Genomic DNA, 22035 nt, shown 5'->3' with positions numbered 1-22035 from the left:
CGGGCACCTGCCGTTGCCCGGAGCGGTGGAGCTGCGGCTGATCCGGATGTCCCCGCCCGCCGTACAGCAGAGCGGCCGGGTCGGTGTGGAGTCCTTGCCCGGGCGACGGGGCAGGCCATCCCCATCCGATCCCATCCGATCCCAGGCATACCTGCGGGGGAACCGGGGAAGCCTTCGGCGGACCGGGAGCGGTGCGCGCGCCGCCGCCCTGCCGGGCTCCGCCCGAGCGCGCCGGGACCGGCTCCCGGGCGACGGGGTGCGGGCCGCCCGAGTCCGCAAGCTGTCAAAAACCACGCCGAAACCCGGAACCGGGGCCGTCCGGTGTCAACTTCCGGACTCCGCCATGGTCGTGGGCCGCCCGCCTGGCCTAGCGTCGATCCTGCTCCTGACGGGGCCCACGGCGAAATTCCGTGGTGTTTTCACCGGGGCGGAATCACGCGAGCGGCGCCCCGTGAACGGGGGATTCGATGGAGTGGAAAACTCCCAAGGGGATGGCTGACGGCGACGTCGTGGTCACCGGCCTCGGGGCGGTGAGCAGCCTGGGCGGCTCGGTCGGGGCGCTGTGGGCCGGGCTCCTGGCCGCCGACCGCCGGCCCGATCAGGCACCCAGGGACTACGGGCCGGGGGAGCGCCCCCCGGTCTATCTGCTGGACCCGTCGGCCGCGGGCCGCGAGCGTGCTTCGGACCGGTCTCCCGGCCGGGCCGGGCAGGCGGCCGTCGACGCCGTCGGGCAGGCCCTGGCGGATGCCGGACTGCGCCCCGGCGAGCTGACCGAGCTGGGGCTCACCGTGGGAACCACGCTGGGCGACATCGACTTGGTGGAGAACGCGGAGCCGGGCGCAGCGCCGCCCGGGGGCGCCTACCGGGTGTCCGCCGCGGTGGCCGCCCGGCATCGGCTCTGGGGTCCCAACCAGACGCTGAGCACCGCCTGTTCGGCCGGCCTCTACGCGGTGATCCGGGCCTGGGAGCTGATCGGGAGCGGCGCGGCGGAGGTGGTCGTCGCCTGCGGCACGGACAGCTACTCGCGGGTCGCGCTCGCCGCTCTGGACCGGTTCGGCCTGGTCGACCCGGAGCTCTGCCGCCCGTTCGACGCGGCCCGGCAGGGCATGGTGACCGGCGAAGGATCGGCCGCCGTGGTGCTGGAGTCCGCCGCGCACGCGCGCCGGCGCGGTGCGCCGGTCCATGCCGTGCTGGGCCGCGCGGGGGTGAGCTGCGACGGCCACCACCCGACCGCGCCGGAGCCCGGCGGTGCCCAGCTGGGCCGGGCGATCGCTGACGCCCTCGACGGTGCGGGCGGGCCGGTCGGGGCGGTGGTGCCGCACCGGGCCGGGATCGCTGTGAACGACGCGGTGGAGACCGCGGCGATCGCGCGGGCGCTCGGTGCCGCGGCGGCGACCACGCCGGTGTTCGGCATCAAGGCGGTGCTCGGGCACACGGCCGGGGCGGCCGGCCTGTTCGCCTGTGTGGCCGCGGTTCTGATGCTCCGTCATCGCACCGTCCCGCCGAACGCGCACGTCTCGGTGCCGGATCCGGACTGCCCGCTGCAACTGCCGGTGGGAGCGGTGTTGCCGCTGGTGCACCCGCGGGTGCTGGTCAGCGCCACCGGCTTCGGCGGCAACAACGCCGCGCTGGTCCTGGAGGCGGCCCGGTGAGCATCGTCGTCAGTGGTCAGGGACTGCTGGTGCCGGGCGTCCGGGGGCCGGCCGACCTCGCCCGGCCGGACGCCGCGCCGGAGGCACCCGCGCAGGACTGGTTCGACCCGGTCGCGCGCCTGGGGCGGCGCGGCTGGAAGTACCTCAGCCCGGCCACCCGCTACCTGCTCGCGGCGGCCAACGCCGCCCTCGGCCGGACCCACGGCGACCCGGCCGCCGAGGGCCGGCGCGCCGATCGGTTCGGCATCTCGGTGGGCACCCACCACGCCATCGGCGCGCTGCACGCGCGGCTGGACGAAGAGGTCCGCCGGGACGGGGCGGCCGGTCTGAGCCCGGCCGAACTGCCGGGCTTCTCGGTCAACATGCCGGCCAGTCAGGCGGCGATCTCGCTCGGCTGCCGGGCCTTCTCGGTGACCCTGACCAACCCGGTCGTCGCGGGCCTGGAGGCGGTGGTGTTCGGCGCCGACGCACTGCGCCGGGGCCGGGCCGACCGGGTTCTCGCGGGGGCCACCGAGGCCGCGCCGGCGGCCGGGGGCCCGCCGTACGACGGCGCGGCCGCCCTGGTCCTGGACGTGGTGGGGCACGGTGCGGCGGCCGGGCGCCCGGAGCTCCTCGGCGGGCTGTCCAGATTCGTCCCGACCGGTGCGGACGGACGGCCCGATCCCGCCGCGGCCCGCGCCGCCGCCGCACAGGTGGCGGCGCTGGCCGCCCGGGCGGGTGGCGCCGGGCGGATCGGCTACGCGTTCTGCGGCCCGCCCGGAACCCGGCTGCTGGACGAGGCGGTCCGGCACGCACTGGAGAGCGCCGGCACCAGGGCCGAACCGGTGCCTTCGACGGGGGCCGACGCGCGCTTCGGCACCACTTCGGGCCTGCTGCGACTGGCGGCCCTGCTCGGCCGGCCCGAACCGGGCCTCACCGTGGCGGTCTCCGCCGACGGCCACCTCAGCGCCGTGGTGGCCCGGGGCGCCGACTGAGCGCTTCTCGACACACCGCAACACAACGGGGGAAACACCATGCAGGTCCATGCTGCGGAACAACGGCACCGTGCGCGCCCGACGGCCGGTGCCCGGATGAGAGGACGCGCTCCCTACGGCTATCTGGCCGTCGAGCGCGTGGTGGCCGGGCGGCGCGAACGCACGCTCGCGCCCGACGAGCGGACGGCGGCCGTGGTGCGCCGGATCTTCGGCGAGTACGCCGAGGGGAGCGGACTCCAGCTGATCGCCGAGCGGCTCACGGCCGACGGGATCCCGAATCCCGGCGCGGAGGGCGGGCGCGGCGCGGACGGTGCCGCGGCCTGGTCCAAGAGCGCGGTGCGGGCGATCCTGGTGAACACCCGCTACAGCGGCCGGTGCTCCGCCGGCAGTCCGCTGGGGCACCGGCCGATCGTGCCGGCCGAGATCTTCGACCGGGTGGAGAGCAGGTTCGCGACCCGGCGCAGCGCGCCGGCGAGGTCCCACGAGCATGCCCAACGGCCTTACGCGCTGCGGGGGCTGGTTCGCTGCGGACGTTGTCAGCGGCTGATGCAGGGCACCTGGAACAACGGCGAGCCCTACTACCGGTGCCGGTTCCCGGCCGAGTACGCCAGCGCCAGCCAGATCGACCACCCGAGGAACGTCTACCTGCGCGAGCAGACGGTGCTCGAACCGCTGCACTCCTGGGTGCTGAAGAACTGCTCGCCGAGCCGGCTGCTGAGCCTCGACGGCTCGGTGGTGAGGCACGAGCGGGTGCTGCGCTCCACCGCGGTGAAGCTGCGGCAGCTCCGGGAGGCCGGGGGCGACTGCCGGGCCGAGGTCCTGCGGTCCTTCGGGCTGGGCCTCACCTTCGCCGACCACGACCGCACGCTGCACATCAAGGCGGAGCTCGGTCCCGGAATTCCGGTGGTCCGGGGCAGCGTCGTGCTGTGATCCCGCACCGGACGGCGCGACCGGAATTCTGCGAACACCCATGGAAAGCCTGCGGTATTTCGGCGGACGAATAGCGTTCACGACGAAAGCCGCCGGGACGGAGGAGATATCTGATGGCTGTGCAGAACATGGTGGACGGCGAAGAACTGCGTGAGCTGGTGGCCGACGCGCTCGATGTCGAGCCGGAATCGCTCACCGACGACGCACTCTTCATCGAGGACCTGAACGTGGACTCGCTGGTGGCGCTGGAACTGGCGGTGACGCTGGAGCGCAGGTACCAGGTGAAGATCGACGAGTCGGAGATCGTGACGATCCGCCGCCTCACCGACGTGCGCGAGCTGCTGACCCGGAAGCTGGGCGGATGAGCCCGTCCCCGCTGCTGGCCGAGGAGGAGCCGGTCCGGATCGAGGAGTTCGTGGTCGAGACCCGGCAGTGCGTCGATCCGGACCACCCGGTCTTCGCCGGACACTACCCGCGGTTCCCGCTGCTGCCCGGGGTCTTCCTGGTGGACGCCGTCCACCGGGCCGTGCTGCGCCACGCGGCGGAGCGGGGACTGGCTGCGCCGCGGCTGGCCGAGGTCGGCTCGGTGCGGTTCGCCGCACCGGTCCTGCCGGGCGACACCCTGACCGTCGAGTGCACGGTCACCGCCGTGGACGGGGGCTGGGCCGTGCGGGCCGGCTGCCGGACCGGGCGGGGCAAGACGGCGACCATGCGGTTGCGGTACGCGAAGCCTGCCGACCGAGAGAGGGGCTGACGAGCCATGCGGGAGAACCCGCGCTATCTACTGATCGAGAGCCAGGGCAACTGGGCGGGCCCGAACGCCGGCCGGTTCCTGGACGACGCCGTGGCGCTGGCCGACGCGGGCCGCGAGGTCTCGGTCTTCCTCGTGCAGGACGGCGTGTTCGCCGCCGTGCCGGGCGCCGTGCCGGCGGTCGACCGGCTGGCGGAACTGGCGGTACCGGTCTGGGCGGACGACTTCTCGGCCGCACAGCGATCGCTCCCGGCCCGTTCGCTGGCCCCGCACGTCGAGGTGGTCGGCATGGACGCGGTGGCGCGGCTGCTGATGGCCGACGGCTGCAGGACGGTGTGGCACTGATGGCCGGCGGGATCGTGCAGCGACGCTGGGACCTGCTGCTGGTGGTCACCGCGGCGCCGCACTCCAACGACGTGATCACCTCCGCGCTGCGGCTGGCCCAGGCCGTCCTCGACGAGGGCAGGACCGTCCGGCTCTGGGCCTGCGGTTACGCCAACATGCTCACCCAGCAGTCGCAGGGCGAGACCAAGCTGGTCAACACCCGCGACCCGCAGGGGTACTACCCGTCCAGCGTGACCGTCGTACGCCGCATGCTGGCGGCGCACGGCTCGCGCTTCGCGTGGATCGCCTGCACCGCGTGCAGCGCCGAGCGGGGCGCCACCGACCACATCGCCGAGGTCCGGTTCCGCTCGCCGATGCGCTTCGTCTCCACGATCGAGAGCGCCGACAAGACCGTCTTCATCGGAGGTGCCTGATGTCGGACTACCGGGTGCTCGGGGTCATCGACCGGGCCTACCGCGGTGCCGTCGAGGTGCAGTTCTTCGACGCCCTGTACGGGATCCTGGACTTCCGGGAGCAGCTGGGCGCGGTCGCGCTGGCGCTGCGCGGTGCGGCGGTCACGCTGGCCGTGGACGAGACGGAGTACCAGCCGGTGCTGGAGCTGGGGGCGGTCCGGATGGACACCCTGCCCGACTACCGCAGGTCGGTCCGGGCGCTGGTGGCCGAAGGGGTGCCGGTCATGGTCGACGAGCCCGACCTGCGCCGGCTGGGGTTCACGCCCGAGGACCTGGTGCCGGGGGTGGCCTGCCTGGACACCAACCGGCTGGCGGCCTCGTGGGACGAGTACGACGGGGTGTGGTTCGTGTGACCGCGGTGTCCGCGCCGGTCCTGCCGGCGGCCCCGGCCGGGGTGCCGGTCATCAAGTCGCTGATTCCGCACCGCTTCCCGATCCTTCTGGTGGACCGGGTGCTGGAGCTGGCCGCGGGCCGGAGCATCGTCACCGTCAAGGCGGTGACCTGCAACGAGCCCTGGTACCAGGGGGTGGCGGACGACGCCATCCAGGAGCAGCTCGGCTATCCGGTGCCGCTGCTGATCGAGTCCTGGTGCCAGTCCGCGGCGCTGCTCGCGGCCTGGGACCAGCCCGCGGAGCAGGTGGCCGGCCAGGTCGCCGTCTTCGGCGGGATGTCCGACGTGGTGGTCCGCGGTGCGGCGCTGCCCGGGGACGTGCTGCGGCACGAGGTGCGGATCAGCCGGGCGCTGGACGGGGTGTGGTTCTTCGAGGGCCGGACCCTGGTGGACGGCGAACCGGTGCTGGAGGTCGGCTCGGTGATGACCGCGCTGCGTCCTGCCTCGGCGCTGCTGCCGGACGGGACGACGGTGTGAGCGGCACCGGGCGGGCGGGTCCGTTCGCCTTCGCCACCCCGCTGCGGGCCGTGGACCGGGTCGAGTTGCGCTCGGGCACCGGGGGGCCGGGCACGCGGGTGCACTCCGTCAAGGTGGTGACCACCGCCGACCCGTACATGGCGGGGCACTTCCCCGACCTGCCGATGCTGCCCGCGGTCTTCCTGCTGGAGGGCGTGCGGCAGGCCCTGGTGGAGGCGCTCGGTCTGGACGATCCGCCGCAGCTGCTGGAGGTGCGCTCGGCCCGGCTGCTGGCGCCGATGCTCGGCGGGGACGAGATCCACGTGGACGCGGCCGTCGAACCCCGGCCGGACGGGCGCGGGTGGGAGGTGCAGGCCGAGTGCACCCGCCGGGACGGCACCCCGGTGGCTCGGCTCAAGGTCCTGCTGGGCGAGGACGCGCCGGCCGCGGCGAGCCCGGGACCGGCGCCGCCGTGGCCGGAGCCGGCAGCCGCCGGGCCGGTGCTGGACCACGCCGCGATCCGCGACCTGCTCCCGGTCCGGCACCCGATGCTGCTGGTGGACCAGGTGGTGTCGGTCGTGCCCGGGCGGGAGATCTGCGCGGTCAAGGCGGTCTCCGGCAGCGAGCCCTGCTACCAGGGCCTGCCCGAGGGGCTGGGCGGGGACCGGTACGCCTATCCGCGCACCCTGGTGTTCGAGTCCTTCGGCCAGACGGCCGCCCTGCTCTGGCTGGCCAGTGCCGGGGCCGGCCTGCCCGAAGGGGTGCTGATGCTCGCCGCGATCCGCGGCTGCCGGTTCTCCGGGGCGGTGCATCCGGGCATGGTCCTGCGCCACGTCGTGCGCCTCGAACAGCTGGTCTCCGGGACGGCGTTCCTCTCCGGGGAGATCTGGGCGGCGGACCGCCGGATCGCCGTGGTGGACTCCCTGGTGGCGGTCAACCGGCCCGGGGCGGCGGTGCGCAGCCGGCGCTGATCCTTCGACACCTCTTGCGAGTTCCTGGCCCTGCCATATTCCGGCAGGGCCATTCGCTGTTTCATGGGGGTTTGTTGATCGGTGATTCCGGCTATTTCTGTGAACTCCCATAGCGGCTCGCCGGGGGTCTGGGGACTCGCCTACTGTGAGAAGCACGGAACGGGGGATCGGCCCCTTCCAGGGTAATTCCTGAGAGGTTGATGGAAATGACTGTTGTCGTCAGGGAAGATCTGATCGAGGAAATCCGCGACATCGTGGCCGAGGTGCTGGAGCTCGAGCCCGAGGAGATCACCGAGACGAGCCACTTCATCGAGGAGCACGAGGCGGACTCGCTGCGCGCCATCGAGATCCTCGCCCGGCTCGAGAAGAAGTACAAGGTCGAGATCCCGCAGTCGGAGCTGCCCAAGATGATCAACCTCACCGAGGTCTACAACGTGCTGGCGCAGCACGCCGGCTGGCTGGCCTGACCCATGCGACGGGTGGTCATCACCGGCCTGGGGCCTGTGTCGAGCATAGGTATCGGCGCGTCCGCCTACGGCGAGGCGCTGCGGACGGGCGTGAACGGGGTCTCCCCGATCGCCTGCTTCGATTCCAGTGGTTTTCCGTACTTCATGGCCGGAGAGGTGCACGACTTCCGGCCTGAGCGCATGGTCCGGCGACTGTCCGTCGAAGAGTGGGGCCGTACCAGCCTGTTCGCGGCGTCCGCGGCCCGGCTCGCGGTCGCGGACGCCGGGATCGACGAGGACGAACTCGCGGCCTCCAGGGCCGGATCGAGCATGGGGACCACCGGCGGTGAGTCCCAGGTCCTCGAGCGGCTCACCGGCGACGCCCTGGAGGTCGGGTTCGGGGCCCTCGACCCGGGCCTGGTCCGCCAGGTCTCCAGCGCCCGGCTCTCCCAGGCCGTCAACCGCGAACTGCGGCTGAGCGGCGACGCGGTGACGCTCTCCACCGCCTGCTCCGCCAGCAACTACGCGCTCGGCTACGCCTACGACCTGATCCGCACCGGCGAGGCGGACTACATGATCGCCGGCGGTGCGGACTCGGTCGGACGCTGGTCGCACGCCGGCTTCTACCGGCTCGGCGCGCTCACCGAGAAGGCGTGCTCGCCGTTCGACAAGGACCGGTCCGGGATCATCACCGGCGAGGGCGGTGCCGCGATGTTCCTGGAGAGTCTGGACTCCGCGCTCGCCCGCGGCGCCCGGATCCATGCCGAGGTCCTCGGGTACGGGCTGAACTGCGACGCCAACCACATGGTGGCACCGCACCGGGCCAGCATCGCCGAGTGCATGCGGCTGGCCCACCGCAACGCCCGGATCAAGGCCTCGGACGTGGACTACATCTGCGCCCACGGGACCGGAACGCCGGCCAACGACCTGGTCGAGGCCGGGGCGGTGGTCGACGTCTTCGGCGACAACCCGCCGCCGATCAGCTCCACCAAGTCGATGCTGGGCCACACCATGGGCGCGGCCAGCGGTCTGGGCGCCATCGCGTCGGTGCTCGGCATCACCGGCTCGTTCCTGCCGCCCACCATCAACTTCCACACCCCGGACCCGCAGATGCCGCACATCGACCCGGTGCCCAACGTGGCACGGGCGGCCGATGTGCGGATCGCCCAGGTCAACGGGTTCGCCTTCGGTGGCAACAACGCCATCGTCATCCTGGGGAGGCACGAGTGAGCACGGCGCTCGCCATCACCGGCTTCGGCGTGCTGTCCGGCGCCGGCATCGGGCCGCGCGCACTGGCGGCCGCTCTCGACGCCCAGCGTCCCGAACCCGCCGATGTGAGCGGCATGTTCGAGGATCCGCTGCCGCACCCGCGGGCGCACGCACTGGTCGACTTCGACCCGCGCGCGCACCTCGGTCGCAAGGGCACCTCCTTCTTCGACCGCAGCACCGCGCTGTCCATGGTGGCCTGCAAGGAGGCGCTGGCCGACAGCGACCTCGCGGTCGACGACGACAACCGCGCCCGGGTCGGCATCACCCTGGGCACCACGGCCGGCAGCGCCAAGTCCACCAGCGACTACAGCCGGGACACCTTCACCCAGGACCGGCCCTACCTGGTGAACCCGCTGCTCTTCCCCAACGCCGTGATGAACTGCGCGGCCGGGCAGGCCGCCATCCGGTACGGCCTGCAGGGGGTCAACGCCACCATCGCGGGCGGTCCGATGGCCATGCTGAACGTGCTGCGCTACAGCCGGAACCTGATCGGCTGCGGCTACGTCGACGCCCTGCTCACCGGCGCCGTCGAGGAGTTCAGCCCGCAGTCGGCCTGGGCCGTCCAGTACGGCCAGGCCGCCCGGGGCGGTGACCTGCCGCCCGGCGAGGGCGCCGCCGTCTTCGTGGTGGAGAGCGCGGACGCGGTGCGCGCGGCCGACCGCCGGATGGACGCCGAGGTGCTCGCGGTCGAGGTCGGCGTCTTCGACCCGGCCGAGCCGGGCGCCGTCGGCGCGGGCCTGGCCCGCTGCATCCGGCGGGCGCTGGAGGCGGCCGGCATCCCGGCGGCCGGGGTGGTCACGGTGGCCACCGCCGCCAACGGCATGACCTCTCTGGACGAGCTGGAGGAAGCGGCGATCGACGCCGTCCTCGGGGCCGGGACGCCGCGGCTGCGGGTCAAGGAGGCGACCGGCGAGGCGTTCAGCGCCTCCGGTGCCTTCCAGCTCGCCGCGCTGCTGGCCCGGCACCGGGCGGATCCCGCCCGGGACGGCGAGATCTCGCTCATCACGACCCGTTCCGCGGACGGCGCCGTCGGTGCCGCGCTGGTCAGGGGGTGGAGCCGTGTCGGTGGTGATCACGGGTAGTTCGATGCTGAGCTGCCTCGGCGATCTCGACGAGACCTACCGGGCACTGCTCGCCGGCCGCAGCGGGGTCGCCCCGCTGCGGGTCGGCGACCCGCAGAAGCTGGGCGTCCGCAACGCCTACGGCATCGAGGACCGGGGCGCGGCGCACTCCGCCGCGCCGCGGCTGGCGGGCCGTTGGCTCGCCCGGTGCGTGCTGGACGCATTGCGCCAGGCCCGGATCGACCCGGCCGGGCGCCGGGTGGCGGTGGTGGTCGGCACCGGACTGCGCGAGCTGCACGGGGTCGAGCAGTGGTACGCCGACGGAGCCGAGCTCCGGCTCGCCGAACTTCACTTCGGCACCGCGGTGCGCTCGGTGCTGCCGCAGGCCACTGAGATCCACACGCTGACCAACGCCTGTGCGGCCTCCGGCTACGCGCTGGCGCTCGCGGCCGACCTGCTCGAACTGGGCGAGGCCGACGCGGTGGTGGCGGCCGGGTGCGACACCATGACCGAGTCGATGCTCGCCATGATCGGCCGGGTCGGCACGTCGACGGCCGACATGGTCCGCCCGTTCGACGAGTTCCGGGGCGGGGTGCTGCTCGGTGAGGGCGCCGCCGCGGTCGTCCTGGAGCGGGCGGGCTCGCGCCCCGACCAGCCGGCCGCCCAAGGGGTGCTGCGCGGGGTCGGAGTGGGCTGTGACGCCTACCACGAGACCGCCCCCGACCGGGCGGGCATCGTCGCCACCATGCGCGACGCGCACAGTCGGGCCGGAGTCACCCCGGAGGGCGTCGACCTGGTCCTCGCGCACGGCACGGCGACCGCGCTCAACGACCCCACCGAGGCGGCCGCGCTGCTGGAGGTCTTCGGCACCGGTGGACCGCCGGTCACGGCGATCAAGGGTGCCATCGGACACACCTCCGGCGGGGCCGCGCTGATGAGCCTGCTGGTCGCGCTGGCCGCGATGCGCCGGGGCGAGGTGCCCCCGGTGGTCGGACTGCGTGCGCCGATCGCGGCGGCGGAGAAGCTCGACCTGGTCTACGGACAACCGCGTCCGGCCCGTCCGAGGGTGGCCCAGGTGAACGCGTTCGGCTTCGGCGGAGTGAACGCGGTGGCGATCGTGGAGGCCGTCGATGACTGAGCACGCCGACCTGATCAACGTGGCCGGCTGGGCCGTGCACGTACCCGGCCTGAGTGCGGAGGAGCTGCCGGGATCGCCGGCCGAGCCGGCCTGCCCGCCCGACCGTGCCCTCGAAGTACTGGGCCGCAAGGGCCTGTTGGGCAAGGACCCGAGCACCCGGATGGCGCTGTGCGCGGTGCACCGGGCGCTCGGGCTGCCCCCGGGCCGGCTCGCCGAGCCGCTGCCCGGCGCGGCCGGCACGGCGGTCGTGGTCGCCTCCAACCTCGGCAACGTCGAGACCGTGTGCGAGGTGCTCACCGACGTGCGGGAGCGGTCGGTGTCCGCCGTGAGCCCGCTGGACGCGCCCAACGCCTCCAGCAACGTGATCGCCAGCAGCATCGCCATCCGCTACGGGTTCACCGGGCCCAACCTGATGGTGTGCAGCGGGGCGACCGCCAGCCTCGACGCGGTCCGGCTGGCCCAGCTGCTGCTGCGCTCGGGCCGTGCCGAGCGGGCGGTGGTGGTGGGCGTCGAGCCCGCCGATCCGGTGGCCCGACGGCTGGCCGAACTGCGCCCGGACCCGCCCGGCGAACTGCTCGCCGGCGCCGGTTGTCTTCTGCTCGGCCGTCCCGGCGCCTGGCCGTGGACCACCGGCCTGCACCTCGGTCCGGTCCGCCGGGCCGACCACGCCGTCCCCGCCGACATCCGGCCGGGTGAGCTCTACGGGGCCGCCGGCGTGGTCCGACTCGCCGTCACGGCGGCCGGTCTCGCGGCGGGCGAATCCGCACACGTCGGCTGCGGCGACCCCGAGGACGGCTGGGCGAGCGTCCGACTCACCCGCGCCGCAGCCGAAGGAGCCGCAGCGTGACCGGCAGGAGGACCGGCTCCCAGCTCCCGGCCGGAGGGGACTTCCCCCGCCCCCCGGCCGGGACCACCCCCACCCGGGACGGCTGGACCAGGGTGGCCGCCGAGGACGGCCTCGAAGTGTGGCGCGGACCCGGTGAGGGCCCGGCCCTGGTCGCGGCCCACGGCATCGAGGACTCCTGGCGCAACTGGCGTCCGCTCGTCGAGCGGCTGCCGGGCTGGACCCCGTACGCCCTCCAGCTGCCCTGGCACGGGGGAAACCGCTACACCTGGCGGGCCGAGGGCAGCCCGGCGCAGTGGCTGCGCCGCGCGCTGGCGCTCGTCCCGGAGCGGCCGCGGCTCCTGCTGGGCCACTCCTTCGGTGCCAACGCCATCCTGCAGCACCTCGCCACCCTGGACGAGGACCCGCAGCTGTCGGCCGTGGTGCTGGCCACGCCGTTCTACCGCCCCGCCGACTACGTCCTCTCCGAGCAGTTGCGGCTGCGCTCGAAGGCGGCGTTCCGGCGGGTGCTGACGGACGGGCTGCGGCTCTCGCTCGGTGACAAGGCGAGCCGGATGGACCCGGAGATCCGGAACCTGATGGAGCAGAAGCTGCTGGAGCGCGCCGTACCGTCCGGATTCCCGGTGTTCTTCAGGGAGTTCACCGACTCCGGGCAGTTGGACCTGGCCCGGATCACGGTGCCGACGCTGGTCCTGGCCGGCTACCGCGACGAGGGTCTCACCCCGATGCGCGCGGCGGCCCTCGGCCGGGCGATGCCCGCGGCGACGGTGCGGCTGGACCCCGAGTACGGCCACTTCTGCCACGTCGCGCAGGCCGACCGGATGAGCCGGGACACGGCCGACTTCCTGCACCGGGTCACCGCCCGGCAACCCGACCACTCCCAAGGAGAGACGACCGTGACCGAGCTGCTCGACGGCCAGCCCACGAGCTACGTGGGGATGCCGCGCTACGAGGGCGCCAACATCCGTACCTGGATCGGCTTCAAGCACTTCATGTACCTGGTGGAGGAGGCGATCCTGCAGTACTTCCGGGATCGCGGCGTCGGTGCCCGGGACCTCTACCACCGCTACGGGCTGGGCCTGGAGATCGTCGACTCCTCGGTCCAGCTGCCGGTGGCGTTGGAGGCCGACGAGCAGGTGTACGCCACCGTCGTCTCGGGCCGGCCCAAGCCGGGCCAGGGCGCGCCGTTCAACGTCTCGCTCACGGTGGAGCGCAGCGGCGGCACCGTCACCGCGCTCAAGGGCAAGGTCCGGGTGGCCCTGGTGACCGTCAAGGACGGTTCGGGCACCGAGCCCGTCCCGCCCTTCCTGGAGCCGTACGTGGTCCCCGACGTCGCCGCGCTCACCCACGCCGAGGCGGGCGCGCTGGAGATCCCCGAGGGCCGCACCGTTGCCGAGGTCCTGACACCGGAGGGCTCGGGCGCGCTGCTCTGGTCGTGGCGGGCCCCGTACTACTACTGCCACTTCTCCGACCGGCTCCAGCACTCCGCCTACGTCCGCACCCTGGAGGAGGTGGTCGACCGCTACCTGTACTCCAAGGACCTGGCGATCGGCCGGCTGCTGGAGGAGCGGGGGTGGATCCCGGTGGTCTCCCGCGCCCGGGTGCAACTGCTGTCCGACATCTTCATGGAGGAGACCGTGCACACGGTCTTCCGGGTCGAGGAGATCCTGCGGGACGCCATGTACACCGCCCGGATGGACTGCTACGTCCAGCGCGGCGACCGGCTGGAGCGCGCGGCGACCGGCACCATCATGCACGGCTACGCGATCAGCCGCGGAGAGCAGGCCGGCACCGTCGCCGTCCTCGACCAGGACGTGCAGGCCGCGCTGCTGGGCGGTGCGGCATGAGGAAGCCGCCGCGGCTGTACTTCTCGCTGCGCAGCCCGTTCAGCTGGATGGCCGTGCGGCAGCTGGAGGAGCGGCTGCCGAACGCCCAGGAGCTGATCGAGTACATCCCGTTCTCCGAGCCGGACGCGCAGAGCGCGGCCGCGCTGGAGGCGCAGGGCGGCACCTTCCACTACGTGGCCATGAGCAAGGCCAAGCACCTCTACATCCTCAACGACACGAAGCGGCTGGCCGCGAAGTTCGGCTATCCGATGAAGTGGCCGATCGACAAGGGCGACGAGTGGTGGGACCTGCCGCACCTCGCCTGGCTCAAGGCCCGCGAGCTCGGCGTCCACCGGGAGTACTACGCCGCGGTGATGGCGGCCCGCTGGGAGCGCGGCGAGGACATCTGCGACCCCGAGGTGCTGCGGGCGACCTGCGGGGCGGCCGGGCTCGACGCCGACGCGCTGGTCGGCGCCCCGGACGAACCCCACATCCGCGAGCAGCTGGTGCGCGGGCTCATGGACATCTACGAGGACGACGTCTTCGGCGTGCCGTACTTCAAGGTCGGCCGGCACCGCTTCTGGGGCCTGGACCGGCTGGACGACTTCCTGCCGGTGCTCGAACAGGCGCTGGCCGCGGCGGCCGCCAAGGCCTGAGGGCCGGGGCAGGAGAGGAGAGGCGTGATGAACCCGTCCGATACCCAGGACCTCCCCCTGGTCGACGCCGAGTGGGGCGAGGACCGGCTGGCGGACGTCCCGCAGGAGTTGATCGAGCGCCTGGGCGCGCTGGACCACGACACCGCCGGCGGCTGCGGTTGAGCACCGCGAAGCGGCCGAACCCCGACAGGCAAGGAGAAATGCAATGACCGAACGGCGTTTGGCCATCGTGACCGGCGGGTCCCGCGGCATCGGCCGTGCCGTGGCCGTCCAGCTCGCGGCGGACGGCTACGACATCGCCTACTGCTACCGCAGCGGTGCGCAGGCCGCGGCCGAGACCGAGAAGCTGGTGCGCGAGCAGGGCGCACAGGTCTACCACGCGCCCTGCGACGTGGCGGACCACGGTGCCGTCAAGGAGTTCGTGGCCCGGGCCACCGAGGCCCTCGGCGACGTGCACGTGCTGGTGAACTCGGCCGGTATCGTCCGCGACAACCCGATGGTGCTGATGCCGGTCGCCGACTGGAACAGCGTCATCGAGACCAACCTCAACGGCACCTTCAACTTCTGCCACGCCGTCACCTTCGGCCTGATGAAGCGCAAGGCCGGCGTGATCGTCAACCTCTCGTCGATCGCCGGCGTCTACGGGCACGCCACCCAGAGCAACTACTCGGCGTCCAAGGCCGGCATCCAGGCGATGAGCATCTCGCTCGCCAAGGAGGTCGCCTCCTACGGCATCCGGGTCAACGTGGTCGCGCCCGGCTTCATCGAGACCGACATGACCGAGGCGCTGCCGGAGAAGCTGCGCGCGGCGGCGCTCAAGCAGATCCCGATGAAGCGCTACGGCGGCGCCGCCGAGGTGGCCGACCTGGTCTCCTTCCTGGTGTCGGACCGCGCGGCGTACATCACCGGCGAGGTCATCCAGATCGACGGCGGGGTCGCGCTGTGACCACGGCCCGGACCAGGGCGGTGCCGATCGACCCGGTCGACTGGGTGTCCGTGCGATCGGACTCCCAGGTCCGGGCCGGCCGCACGGTCCGCGCCGACGACCCCTACCTCGTCGGCCACTACCCGGACCTGACGGTTTATCCGGGCGTCTTCCTGATCGAGACGGTCTACGAGGCGGTGGCGCGGCTGGTCCGGCGGACCCACGGCCCCGGCACGGCCGCCGAGCCGGCCGTGCTCAGGTCGGTGCGCTTCACCACCGCACTGCGCCCCGGCGATCCGCTGGAAGTCGACTGCGAGTGCACGCCGGGCGACCGGCCCGACCGGCTGGTCGCCAAGGCCGTCTGCACCACCGGCCAGGCCCGGGCCGCACAGATGACCATCGAGTTCCGGCTGGTCGACACCGCTGCCGAAGGGGGGCCGGATGCGTGAGTACGCGCAGGTCCGAGGGCTGATCCCGCACGCCCACCCGATCCTGCTGGTGGACCGGGTGCTGGAGATGGAGCCGTACGACCGGATCGTCACCACCAAGACCGTCAGCGGCAGCGAGCCCTGCTACGCCGGGATGGCGCCGGGCCTCGGCGAGCGCGCCTTCGCCTACCCGCCCTCGCTGCTGATGGAGTCCTGGGGCCAGGGCGGCGCGATCCTGTGGATGGAGCGGATCCGGGCCCAGGGGCGCGAGCGCGAAGGCGCCCTGATCCTGGCCGCTACGCGGGACGTGACGCTCCATCATCCGGTGCTCCCGGGCGACACGCTGCGCCACGAGGTGCGGGTGGACCAGTACGTGGGCGACAACGTCATCCTCGGCGGGGAGTCCTGGGTCGGCGACCGGCTGGTGGCCACCGTGGGTCACGCGATCGCCGTGATGCGCCCGGCCGAGCACGTGAGCTGGGAGTCGTGACCATGGGATCCGATGCGGTCATCACCGGTCTCGGCCTGGTGTCCCCACTGGGCAACGACCTGGAGAGCTACTGGCACGGGCTGCTGAACGGCGAAGTGCCGATCCGCCCGCTGGACTATCCGGGCACCGCCGTGCACGAGCGGCCCACCTACCTGGTGCCGGGTGCGCCGGACGACGGGGAGGCCGGCCGGGCGAGCGGGTTCGCGCTGGCGGCGGCCCGGTCGGCGCTGGCCGACGCCGGCCTGGACACCGCCGACGCGGCGTGGATCCGCGAGGCCGCCGGCGTCTGCGTCGGCACCGGGAACGGGGACAGCGACCTGCTGGAGGCCGAGCGCGACGGACGCCGCGAGCTCTCCGGGCTGCAGTGGTTCGGCTACCGCAGCGCCGATCTGCTGGCCGGCGAACTCGGTCTGCACGGGCCGGGGCTGACCGTCTCCACGGCCTGCGCGGCGGGTGCCTACGCGGTCTCCCTCGGGGCGGAGATGATCCGCGACGGGGAGGCCGAGGTGGTGCTGGTCGGCGGTACCGAGGCCGTCTGCCGCCCGGCCATGGGAGCGTTCCTGCGGCTCGGCGCGGTCGATCCGGTGCACTGCCGCCCGTTCGACGCCGAGCGGTCCGGCACCGTGTACGGGGAGGGCGCCGCCTTCCTGGTCCTGGAGTCCGCCGGGCATGCCGCGGCGCGCGGCAAGCAGGCGTACGCGTCGGTGCTCGGGGCCGGCTGGAGCTGCGACGCGCACCACGTGACGGCGCCGGACCCGTCCGGGACGCAGGCCCTCCGGGCGGCCCGGGAGGCGTTGGAGCGCGGAGGTGTGGCCGTGGCCGAGCTGGGCGCGGTGATCAGCCACGGCACCGGAACCCCCGCCAACGACAGCACCGAGAGCGGGAGCAGCTCGCAGCTGCTGGGCGACCGGACCCCCCGGGTTCCGGTGGCGGCGATCAAGTCCGCGCTGGGCCACAGCGGCGGGGCGGCCGGGGCGTTCTCCTGCCTCACCGCCGCCCTGGTGGTCCGGCACGGTCTGGTGCCGCCGGTGGGCACCCTGGTCCGGCCCGAGGACGGCAACGCGCTGCGGCTGGTCCGCGGCGCCGCCGAGCCGGTGACCGGGCGCGCCGCCCTGGTCAACGCCTACGCGTTCGGTGGCAACAACATCACGGTGGTGATCGGCGAACCGGCCGGACCCGCGACGACCGCCGCGGAGGTGGCGCGATGACCAGGAACGGCAGGCCGCTGGCCGCGATCACCGGGATCGGTCCGGTGAGCCGGGCGGCCATCGGGACGGCGCAGCTGGCGGCGGAGCACGATCCGCTGGGCGCCGACGCGGCCGAGGCGGTGGGCGCCGCCCCACGGATCAGGCCGCTGGACAACTTCGACCCGGCCACGTACCTGGGCCGCCGGGGCTGGAAGTTCCTGCCCCCGGTCACCCGGCTGGCACTCGCCGCGGTCCGGCTGGCGCTCGACGACGCCGGGGCGCAGGCGGTCTGCGGCCCCGAGCGGACCGGGGTGGTGCTGGGGACCAACTTCGCGGTGAGCGAGGTCGTCGACCGGATCGACCGGGCCCTGCTCAAGGACGGGATCAGCGGGATCAGCGCCGTGGAGTGCCCGAACTTCTCGATCAACGTGCCGGCGAGTCAGGTGTCGATCGCCCATGGCCTCAAGGCCTTCAACATCACCCTGGTCGACCTGCTCGCCGCCGGGTACGAGGCACTGCTGGTGGCCGGCTGGGCGCTGCGCGCCGGACGTGCGGACTCGGTGCTGGCCGGCGCGGTCGAGGGTCTGCCGCAGACCGCCGCCCACCAGGTGGGCGGCGCGCTGCTCGATGCCGGTGGCGCCTGCGTCCTGCACCTCGAAAGCCCGGAGCTGGCCCGGCGGCGCGGGGCCGAGGTACGGGGCTGGCTGACCGCCGGTACCAGCCTGCTGCTTCCGGAGGCGCCGGAGCCGGCCGAGCGGGCGCTCGGGTCGGCTCTGGAGCGGCTCGGCGCCGAGCCGCCGGCCCGGATCCACCTCTGCGGGCCCGCGGGCGAGGAGGAGCCGGGCGGCTGGTCCGTCGAGCGGAGCGCCCGGGACTGGGCCGCGCACCGAAGCGGCGCGACCGAGGTCACCGTGACCCGCGGCGCGCCGCAGGCCAGCGCCACCAGCGTGCTCGCACTGGCCCGTCACCTGGCCCGGCGCGAACCCGGCGACGCCGTGTTCGCCGCGCTCGGGCCGCAGCGCCGGCTCGTGCTGCTGCGGGTGGCGCCGGCCGTTTCCTGAACCGCCACCGAGCGCCGTGTCGCTCCGTCAGATCTCCCCAACACCCGGAAGAGAGCCCCCTATGTCGTCCGCCACGCCGCCGCCCGCCGAGGCGGCCGAGCTGCTCGGGCGCCGGGCCGGGAAACCCGGCCTGACGCTGCTGGCCGCCCTGCTGGGACTGTTCATCACGCTGCTCGACATCACCGTCGTCACCGTGGCGCTGCCCACGATCGGCACCGACCTCCAGGCCTCGTTCCGCGGCCTGGAGTGGGTGGCCAACGCCTACATGCTGGCCCTCGCGGTGTTCATCGTCACCGCCGGGCGGCTCGGCGACCTCTACGGGCAGCGCCGGGTCTACACCCTCGGCACGATCGTCTTCCTGCTCGGGTCGCTGATCTGCGCACTCTCCGGGCGGCTGAGCATCCTGGGCTGGGCCCACATCACCACGCTGCACCTGGGCCGGGTGGTCCAGGGCCTGGGCGGTGCGGTGGTGCTGCCGCTGACGCTGGCGATCGTCTACTCCTGCTTCGAGGGCCGCAAGCGCGCCCTCGGGATCATGCTCTGGGGCGCGGTCGGAGGGCTCGCCACCGCTCTCGGCCCGCTGGTCGGCGGTCTGCTGGTGGAGTGGATCGGCTGGGAGTGGATCTTCCTGGTCAACCTGCCGATCGGCGCCGTGGTCATCGTGGCGGCGCTGGTGGGCCTGAGGGATCCGGCGCCCCGGGCCGTCGGCAGGTCCGGCGAATCGCTGGACCTGCCCGGCCTGGTGATCGTCAGCGCGGCGCTCTTCTGCCTGAACCTCGGGTTGATCAACGGCGCGGCCTGGGGCTGGAGCTCGTGGCGGGTGCTCGGCCTGCTGGGCGGCTCGATCGCGCTGTTCGCGCTCTTCCTGTTCGCGGAGTCGCGGGCCACGGATCCGATCATGGACCTGTCGTGGTTCCGGCGGCAGAACTTCGGCGGCAGCGTGCTGGCCGGATTCCTGATGGGCGCGGGCATGTTCTCGGTGCTCTTCTACCTGTCGATCTATCTGCAGAACGGGCTCGGCCTGTCCGCGCTGGCGACCGGTGTCCGGCTGCTGCCGCTGACCCTGGTGCTGATGCTCGGCGCGCCGCTCGGCGGCCGGGTGGCCGCGAAGCTGGGCGTCCGCAAGGCGCTGGCGGGTGCGTTCGTCCTGATGGCGATCGGTATCGCGCTGTTCACGTTGGTGGACCCCGAGGGCGGTGCCGACTCCTGGACGCTGCTGCTGCCCGGGATGCTGATCACCGGTTTCACCATGGGCGTCGTCATGCCCATCTCCTCCGAGCTGACCGTGGCCGCGGCGCCTCCGGAGCAGATCGGGGTGGGCGCCAGCGCCGGCACCATGTTCCGCCAGGTCGGCAACGCGGTGGGCATCGCGGTCATGGGCGCGATGATGAGCAGCCAGACCGACGCGGTCCGGGACAAGGCGGCGCGGCTCAAGGAGGCGGGCACGCTGACCGCGGAGAAGGCCGAGGCGCTCCAGCGGGCCGCCGTCACCCACGGCCTGCAGCACGGCGCCTGGTACGCGGCGGGGCTGACCCTCGCGGCGGCCCTGTTCGTCCTGCTGCTGGTGCGCGATCCCCGCTCGCCCGCGAGCCCTACCGCACCGGCCGAGCAGACCGCTCCCGTGCTGTCCGTCCACGACCGCCCGACCGTCTGAGTACGAGGGAGACACCGCCGCCATGGACCAGACCGCATTCCTCTTCCCCGGACAGGGCTCGCAGAGCCCGGGCATGGGAGCCCACCTGCTGGAGCGCCGGCCCGACCTGCTGGAGCGCTACTACCGCCCGGCCGACGAGATCCTCTCGCTGCCGCTGTCCGAACTGTGCCTGACGGGCTCCGCCGACGCGCTGCAGGACACCTCGATCACCCAGCCGGCGGTCTTCCTGACCAGTCTGGCGACCCTGGAGGTGCTGCGGGGGCACGGCGTGCGTCCCGCGGTGGTGGCCGGCCACAGCCTCGGCGAGTACACCGCGCTGGTCTGCGCGGGCGTGCTGGAGTGGACCGACGCGCTGCGGCTGGTACGGCGCCGGGGCGAGCTCATGGCGGCGGTCAACGAGCGGGTGCCGGGCGCCATGGCCGCGGTGCTGGGCCTGGAGATCGCCGAGGTCGAGGCGCTCTGCGCGCAGGTCCGCCAGGAGACCGGCCAGATCGTCGAGGTGGCCAACGACAACGCGCCGGGGCAGGTCGTCGTGTCCGGGCAGCGTGAGGCGGTGGCGGTGCTCTCCGGGGTGGCCAAGGAGGCGGGAGCGATCCGCGCGGTCACCCTGGAGGTGGGTGCGCCCTTCCACTGCAGCCTGATGGCGGGCATCGAGGCCGAGTTCGCGCGGGAGTTGGCCGCGGTGGAGTTTCGGGACCCGGTGCTGCCGGTCGTCTCCGGGGGCACGGCCGGGCGGGTGACCAGTGCCGAGGAGGCGGTGGCCGCTCTGCGCGGGCAGCTCGCCGGCCGGGTCCGCTGGGTCGCCGCCGTGCGGCGGATGGCCGAGGAGGGGGCCCAGCGGTTCCTGGAGGTCGGGCCCGGCCGGGTGTTGAGCACCCTCAGCCGTCGGATCGAGCCGCAGCTGCCCGCATTCACCACGAACGACGAGGGCCGGCTCGCCCGGGCGATCGAGGAGATCGCACCGGACACCGTCCGGGCCTGAACCGCTCAGCTGTTTCCAACGGGGGGATCACGCGATGAACGAGGAAGAGTCCGGCGGCAGCCGGCGGCGTCTGCCGGTCGAGGAACTGCACGCCCTGAGGGAGGAGGTCCGCCGCGGCCCCAGCGAGAAGGCCACCGAGGCGCAGCACGCCAAGGGCAAGCTGACCGCCCGTGAGCGGATCGACCTGTTGCTGGACGAGGGTTCGTTCCGTGAGGTGGAGCCGCTGCGCCGGCACCGGGCGACCGGTTTCGGCCTGGAGGCGAGGAAGCCGCACACCGACGGTGTCGTCACCGGCTGGGGCACGGTGCACGGGCGGACGGTGTTCACCTACGCGCACGACTTCCGGATCTTCGGCGGTGCGCTGGGCGAGGCCCACGCGCAGAAGATCCACAAGATCATGGACATGGCCATCGCGGCCGGTGCCCCGCTGGTGTCCCTCAACGACGGTGCCGGTGCCCGGATCCAGGAGGGCGTCACCGCGCTGGCCGGCTACGGCGGCATCTTCCAGCGCAACACCCGTGCCTCCGGCGTCATCCCGCAGATCTCCGTGATGCTCGGCCCCTGTGCCGGCGGCGCGGCCTACAGCCCGGCGCTGACCGACTTCATCTTCATGGTCCGCGAGACCTCGCAGATGTTCATCACCGGCCCCGACGTCGTCCAGGCCGTGACCGGCGAGAAGATCAGCCAGAACGGCCTGGGCGGCGCCGACGTCCACTCCGGCGTCTCCGGCGTCTCGCACTTCGCCTACGACGACGAGCAGTCCTGCATCGAGGAGGTCCGCTACCTCCTGTCGCTGCTGCCCCAGAACAACCGCGAGATGCCGCCCACCGCCGTCAACGACGACCCGGTCGAGCGCCGCAACGACTCCCTCCTCGACCTGGTGCCCGCCGACGGCAACCGGCCCTACGACATGCGCAAGGTCATCGAGGAGATCGTCGACCACGGCGAGTACCTGGAGGTCCACGAGCGCTGGGCCACCAACGTGCTGTGCGTGCTGGCCCGCATCGACGGCCACGTCACCGGCATCATCGCCAACCAGCCCCAGTCGCTGGCCGGCGTCCTGGACATCAACGCCAGCGAGAAGGCCGCCCGCTTCGTCCAGATGTGCGACGCCTTCAACATCCCGCTGGTCACCATGCTCGACGT

Annotated in this window: 26 protein-coding genes; all 26 read left to right on the top strand. The window is 73.3% G+C overall.

Annotated elements, in window-relative coordinates:
* Positions 1–491: 491 nt before the first annotated feature.
* Positions 492–1652: a beta-ketoacyl synthase N-terminal-like domain-containing protein gene (locus tag ACFC1F_RS10710; RefSeq protein WP_376157120.1), complete on the top strand. Its 1161-nt coding sequence runs from the start codon at positions 492–494 to the stop codon at positions 1650–1652.
* On the top strand, positions 1649–2626 hold the full coding sequence (locus tag ACFC1F_RS10705; RefSeq protein ID WP_376157118.1) for a beta-ketoacyl synthase N-terminal-like domain-containing protein: 978 nt from the start codon (positions 1649–1651) through the stop codon (positions 2624–2626). Before ACFC1F_RS10710 ends, ACFC1F_RS10705 begins: the two co-directional genes overlap by 4 nt.
* 96 nt (positions 2627–2722) lie before the next feature.
* Positions 2723–3556 carry a recombinase family protein gene (locus tag ACFC1F_RS10700; protein WP_209416929.1) on the top strand — a complete coding sequence of 278 codons (834 nt, stop codon included), beginning with the start codon at positions 2723–2725 and terminating at the stop codon, positions 3554–3556.
* A 113-nt stretch (positions 3557–3669) separates the two neighbouring features.
* The gene (locus ACFC1F_RS10695) at positions 3670–3921 is read left to right on the top strand and encodes an acyl carrier protein (RefSeq protein ID WP_209416928.1); all 252 of its coding nucleotides are present in this window, start codon (positions 3670–3672) and stop codon (positions 3919–3921) included.
* Positions 3918–4310, top strand: a complete 393-nt coding sequence (locus ACFC1F_RS10690) for a 3-hydroxyacyl-ACP dehydratase FabZ family protein (RefSeq protein WP_376157115.1) — start codon at positions 3918–3920, stop codon at positions 4308–4310. The genes ACFC1F_RS10695 and ACFC1F_RS10690 overlap by 4 nt, the downstream gene beginning before the upstream one ends.
* Before the next feature lie 6 nt (positions 4311–4316).
* A complete protein-coding gene (locus tag ACFC1F_RS10685) occupies positions 4317–4652 on the top strand; it encodes a DsrE family protein (protein ID WP_209416926.1) in 336 nt (111 codons plus the stop codon).
* Positions 4643–5065 carry a hypothetical protein gene (locus ACFC1F_RS10680; RefSeq protein WP_209416925.1) on the top strand — a complete coding sequence of 141 codons (423 nt, stop codon included), beginning with the start codon at positions 4643–4645 and terminating at the stop codon, positions 5063–5065. Before ACFC1F_RS10685 ends, ACFC1F_RS10680 begins: the two co-directional genes overlap by 10 nt.
* Entirely contained in the window at positions 5065–5457 is a 393-nt protein-coding gene (locus ACFC1F_RS10675) for a hypothetical protein (RefSeq protein ID WP_376157114.1), read from the top strand. The genes ACFC1F_RS10680 and ACFC1F_RS10675 overlap by 1 nt, the downstream gene beginning before the upstream one ends.
* Complete coding sequence (locus ACFC1F_RS10670) at positions 5454–5972, top strand: 3-hydroxyacyl-ACP dehydratase FabZ family protein (RefSeq protein WP_376157112.1); 519 nt, start codon at positions 5454–5456, stop codon at positions 5970–5972. Before ACFC1F_RS10675 ends, ACFC1F_RS10670 begins: the two co-directional genes overlap by 4 nt.
* Positions 5969–6922, top strand: a complete 954-nt coding sequence (locus ACFC1F_RS10665) for a hypothetical protein (protein WP_376157110.1) — start codon at positions 5969–5971, stop codon at positions 6920–6922. The genes ACFC1F_RS10670 and ACFC1F_RS10665 overlap by 4 nt, the downstream gene beginning before the upstream one ends.
* 206 nt (positions 6923–7128) lie before the next feature.
* The gene (locus tag ACFC1F_RS10660) at positions 7129–7389 is read left to right on the top strand and encodes an acyl carrier protein (RefSeq protein WP_209416922.1); all 261 of its coding nucleotides are present in this window, start codon (positions 7129–7131) and stop codon (positions 7387–7389) included.
* A 3-nt stretch (positions 7390–7392) separates the two neighbouring features.
* A complete protein-coding gene (locus tag ACFC1F_RS10655) occupies positions 7393–8598 on the top strand; it encodes a beta-ketoacyl synthase (protein ID WP_209416921.1) in 1206 nt (401 codons plus the stop codon).
* Positions 8595–9719 (top strand): beta-ketoacyl synthase N-terminal-like domain-containing protein, encoded by a 1125-nt coding sequence (locus tag ACFC1F_RS10650; protein WP_376157108.1) that lies wholly within the window; start codon positions 8595–8597, stop codon positions 9717–9719. The genes ACFC1F_RS10655 and ACFC1F_RS10650 overlap by 4 nt, the downstream gene beginning before the upstream one ends.
* A complete protein-coding gene (locus tag ACFC1F_RS10645) occupies positions 9706–10836 on the top strand; it encodes a beta-ketoacyl synthase N-terminal-like domain-containing protein (RefSeq protein ID WP_376157106.1) in 1131 nt (376 codons plus the stop codon). The genes ACFC1F_RS10650 and ACFC1F_RS10645 overlap by 14 nt, the downstream gene beginning before the upstream one ends.
* Positions 10829–11683, top strand: coding sequence for a beta-ketoacyl synthase N-terminal-like domain-containing protein (locus ACFC1F_RS10640; RefSeq protein WP_376157104.1), 855 nt, complete (start codon positions 10829–10831; stop codon positions 11681–11683). Before ACFC1F_RS10645 ends, ACFC1F_RS10640 begins: the two co-directional genes overlap by 8 nt.
* Positions 11680–13527, top strand: coding sequence for an alpha/beta fold hydrolase (locus ACFC1F_RS10635; protein WP_376157102.1), 1848 nt, complete (start codon positions 11680–11682; stop codon positions 13525–13527). Before ACFC1F_RS10640 ends, ACFC1F_RS10635 begins: the two co-directional genes overlap by 4 nt.
* Positions 13524–14162 (top strand): 2-hydroxychromene-2-carboxylate isomerase, encoded by a 639-nt coding sequence (locus tag ACFC1F_RS10630; protein WP_209416916.1) that lies wholly within the window; start codon positions 13524–13526, stop codon positions 14160–14162. The genes ACFC1F_RS10635 and ACFC1F_RS10630 overlap by 4 nt, the downstream gene beginning before the upstream one ends.
* Positions 14163–14189: 27 nt before the next feature.
* A complete protein-coding gene (locus ACFC1F_RS10625; protein ID WP_256463611.1) occupies positions 14190–14324 on the top strand; it encodes a hypothetical protein in 135 nt (44 codons plus the stop codon).
* A gap of 43 nt (positions 14325–14367) precedes the next feature.
* Positions 14368–15108, top strand: a complete 741-nt coding sequence (fabG, locus tag ACFC1F_RS10620; RefSeq protein ID WP_376157100.1) for a 3-oxoacyl-[acyl-carrier-protein] reductase — start codon at positions 14368–14370, stop codon at positions 15106–15108.
* Complete coding sequence (locus tag ACFC1F_RS10615; RefSeq protein WP_376157099.1) at positions 15105–15536, top strand: 3-hydroxyacyl-ACP dehydratase FabZ family protein; 432 nt, start codon at positions 15105–15107, stop codon at positions 15534–15536. Before fabG ends, ACFC1F_RS10615 begins: the two co-directional genes overlap by 4 nt.
* Positions 15529–16005: a 3-hydroxyacyl-ACP dehydratase FabZ family protein gene (locus tag ACFC1F_RS10610; RefSeq protein ID WP_209416913.1), complete on the top strand. Its 477-nt coding sequence runs from the start codon at positions 15529–15531 to the stop codon at positions 16003–16005. Before ACFC1F_RS10615 ends, ACFC1F_RS10610 begins: the two co-directional genes overlap by 8 nt.
* A 2-nt stretch (positions 16006–16007) precedes the next feature.
* Complete coding sequence (locus tag ACFC1F_RS10605) at positions 16008–17213, top strand: beta-ketoacyl-[acyl-carrier-protein] synthase family protein (protein ID WP_376157096.1); 1206 nt, start codon at positions 16008–16010, stop codon at positions 17211–17213.
* Positions 17210–18253 (top strand): beta-ketoacyl synthase N-terminal-like domain-containing protein, encoded by a 1044-nt coding sequence (locus ACFC1F_RS10600; protein ID WP_376157095.1) that lies wholly within the window; start codon positions 17210–17212, stop codon positions 18251–18253. Before ACFC1F_RS10605 ends, ACFC1F_RS10600 begins: the two co-directional genes overlap by 4 nt.
* Before the next feature lie 61 nt (positions 18254–18314).
* A complete protein-coding gene (locus ACFC1F_RS10595) occupies positions 18315–19907 on the top strand; it encodes an MFS transporter (RefSeq protein ID WP_376157093.1) in 1593 nt (530 codons plus the stop codon).
* 22 nt (positions 19908–19929) lie between these two features.
* On the top strand, positions 19930–20889 hold the full coding sequence (gene fabD, locus ACFC1F_RS10590) for an ACP S-malonyltransferase (RefSeq protein WP_376157092.1): 960 nt from the start codon (positions 19930–19932) through the stop codon (positions 20887–20889).
* Between the two features lie 34 nt (positions 20890–20923).
* Positions 20924–22035: acyl-CoA carboxylase subunit beta (locus tag ACFC1F_RS10585; RefSeq protein WP_376157090.1), on the top strand; the 1112-nt coding region annotated here is incomplete at its 3' end.

Origin of the sequence: Kitasatospora sp. NPDC056181 (assembly GCF_042266225.1) — a bacterium.
Classification (GTDB): Bacteria; Actinomycetota; Actinomycetes; order Streptomycetales; family Streptomycetaceae; genus Kitasatospora.
Note: the sequence above shows the minus strand (reverse complement) of the source record. Positions and strands in the feature narration are given on the sequence as shown.

Excerpts from the sequence above, each read along its gene's own strand:
- ACFC1F_RS10710 (WP_376157120.1), top strand. The coding sequence starts at position 492 with ATGGCTGACGGCGACGTCGTGGTCACCGGCCTCGGGGCGGTGAGCAGC.
- ACFC1F_RS10700 (WP_209416929.1), top strand. The coding sequence starts at position 2,723 with ATGAGAGGACGCGCTCCCTACGGCTATCTGGCCGTCGAGCGCGTGGTG.
- ACFC1F_RS10695 (WP_209416928.1), top strand. The coding sequence starts at position 3,670 with ATGGCTGTGCAGAACATGGTGGACGGCGAAGAACTGCGTGAGCTGGTG.
- ACFC1F_RS10690 (WP_376157115.1), top strand. The coding sequence starts at position 3,918 with ATGAGCCCGTCCCCGCTGCTGGCCGAGGAGGAGCCGGTCCGGATCGAG.
- ACFC1F_RS10685 (WP_209416926.1), top strand. The coding sequence starts at position 4,317 with ATGCGGGAGAACCCGCGCTATCTACTGATCGAGAGCCAGGGCAACTGG.
- ACFC1F_RS10675 (WP_376157114.1), top strand. The coding sequence starts at position 5,065 with ATGTCGGACTACCGGGTGCTCGGGGTCATCGACCGGGCCTACCGCGGT.
- ACFC1F_RS10660 (WP_209416922.1), top strand. The coding sequence starts at position 7,129 with ATGACTGTTGTCGTCAGGGAAGATCTGATCGAGGAAATCCGCGACATC.
- ACFC1F_RS10655 (WP_209416921.1), top strand. The coding sequence starts at position 7,393 with ATGCGACGGGTGGTCATCACCGGCCTGGGGCCTGTGTCGAGCATAGGT.
- ACFC1F_RS10640 (WP_376157104.1), top strand. The coding sequence starts at position 10,829 with ATGACTGAGCACGCCGACCTGATCAACGTGGCCGGCTGGGCCGTGCAC.
- ACFC1F_RS10630 (WP_209416916.1), top strand. The coding sequence starts at position 13,524 with ATGAGGAAGCCGCCGCGGCTGTACTTCTCGCTGCGCAGCCCGTTCAGC.
- ACFC1F_RS10625 (WP_256463611.1), top strand. The coding sequence starts at position 14,190 with ATGAACCCGTCCGATACCCAGGACCTCCCCCTGGTCGACGCCGAGTGG.
- fabG (WP_376157100.1), top strand. The coding sequence starts at position 14,368 with ATGACCGAACGGCGTTTGGCCATCGTGACCGGCGGGTCCCGCGGCATC.
- ACFC1F_RS10610 (WP_209416913.1), top strand. The coding sequence starts at position 15,529 with ATGCGTGAGTACGCGCAGGTCCGAGGGCTGATCCCGCACGCCCACCCG.
- ACFC1F_RS10605 (WP_376157096.1), top strand. The coding sequence starts at position 16,008 with ATGGGATCCGATGCGGTCATCACCGGTCTCGGCCTGGTGTCCCCACTG.
- ACFC1F_RS10600 (WP_376157095.1), top strand. The coding sequence starts at position 17,210 with ATGACCAGGAACGGCAGGCCGCTGGCCGCGATCACCGGGATCGGTCCG.
- ACFC1F_RS10595 (WP_376157093.1), top strand. The coding sequence starts at position 18,315 with ATGTCGTCCGCCACGCCGCCGCCCGCCGAGGCGGCCGAGCTGCTCGGG.
- fabD (WP_376157092.1), top strand. The coding sequence starts at position 19,930 with ATGGACCAGACCGCATTCCTCTTCCCCGGACAGGGCTCGCAGAGCCCG.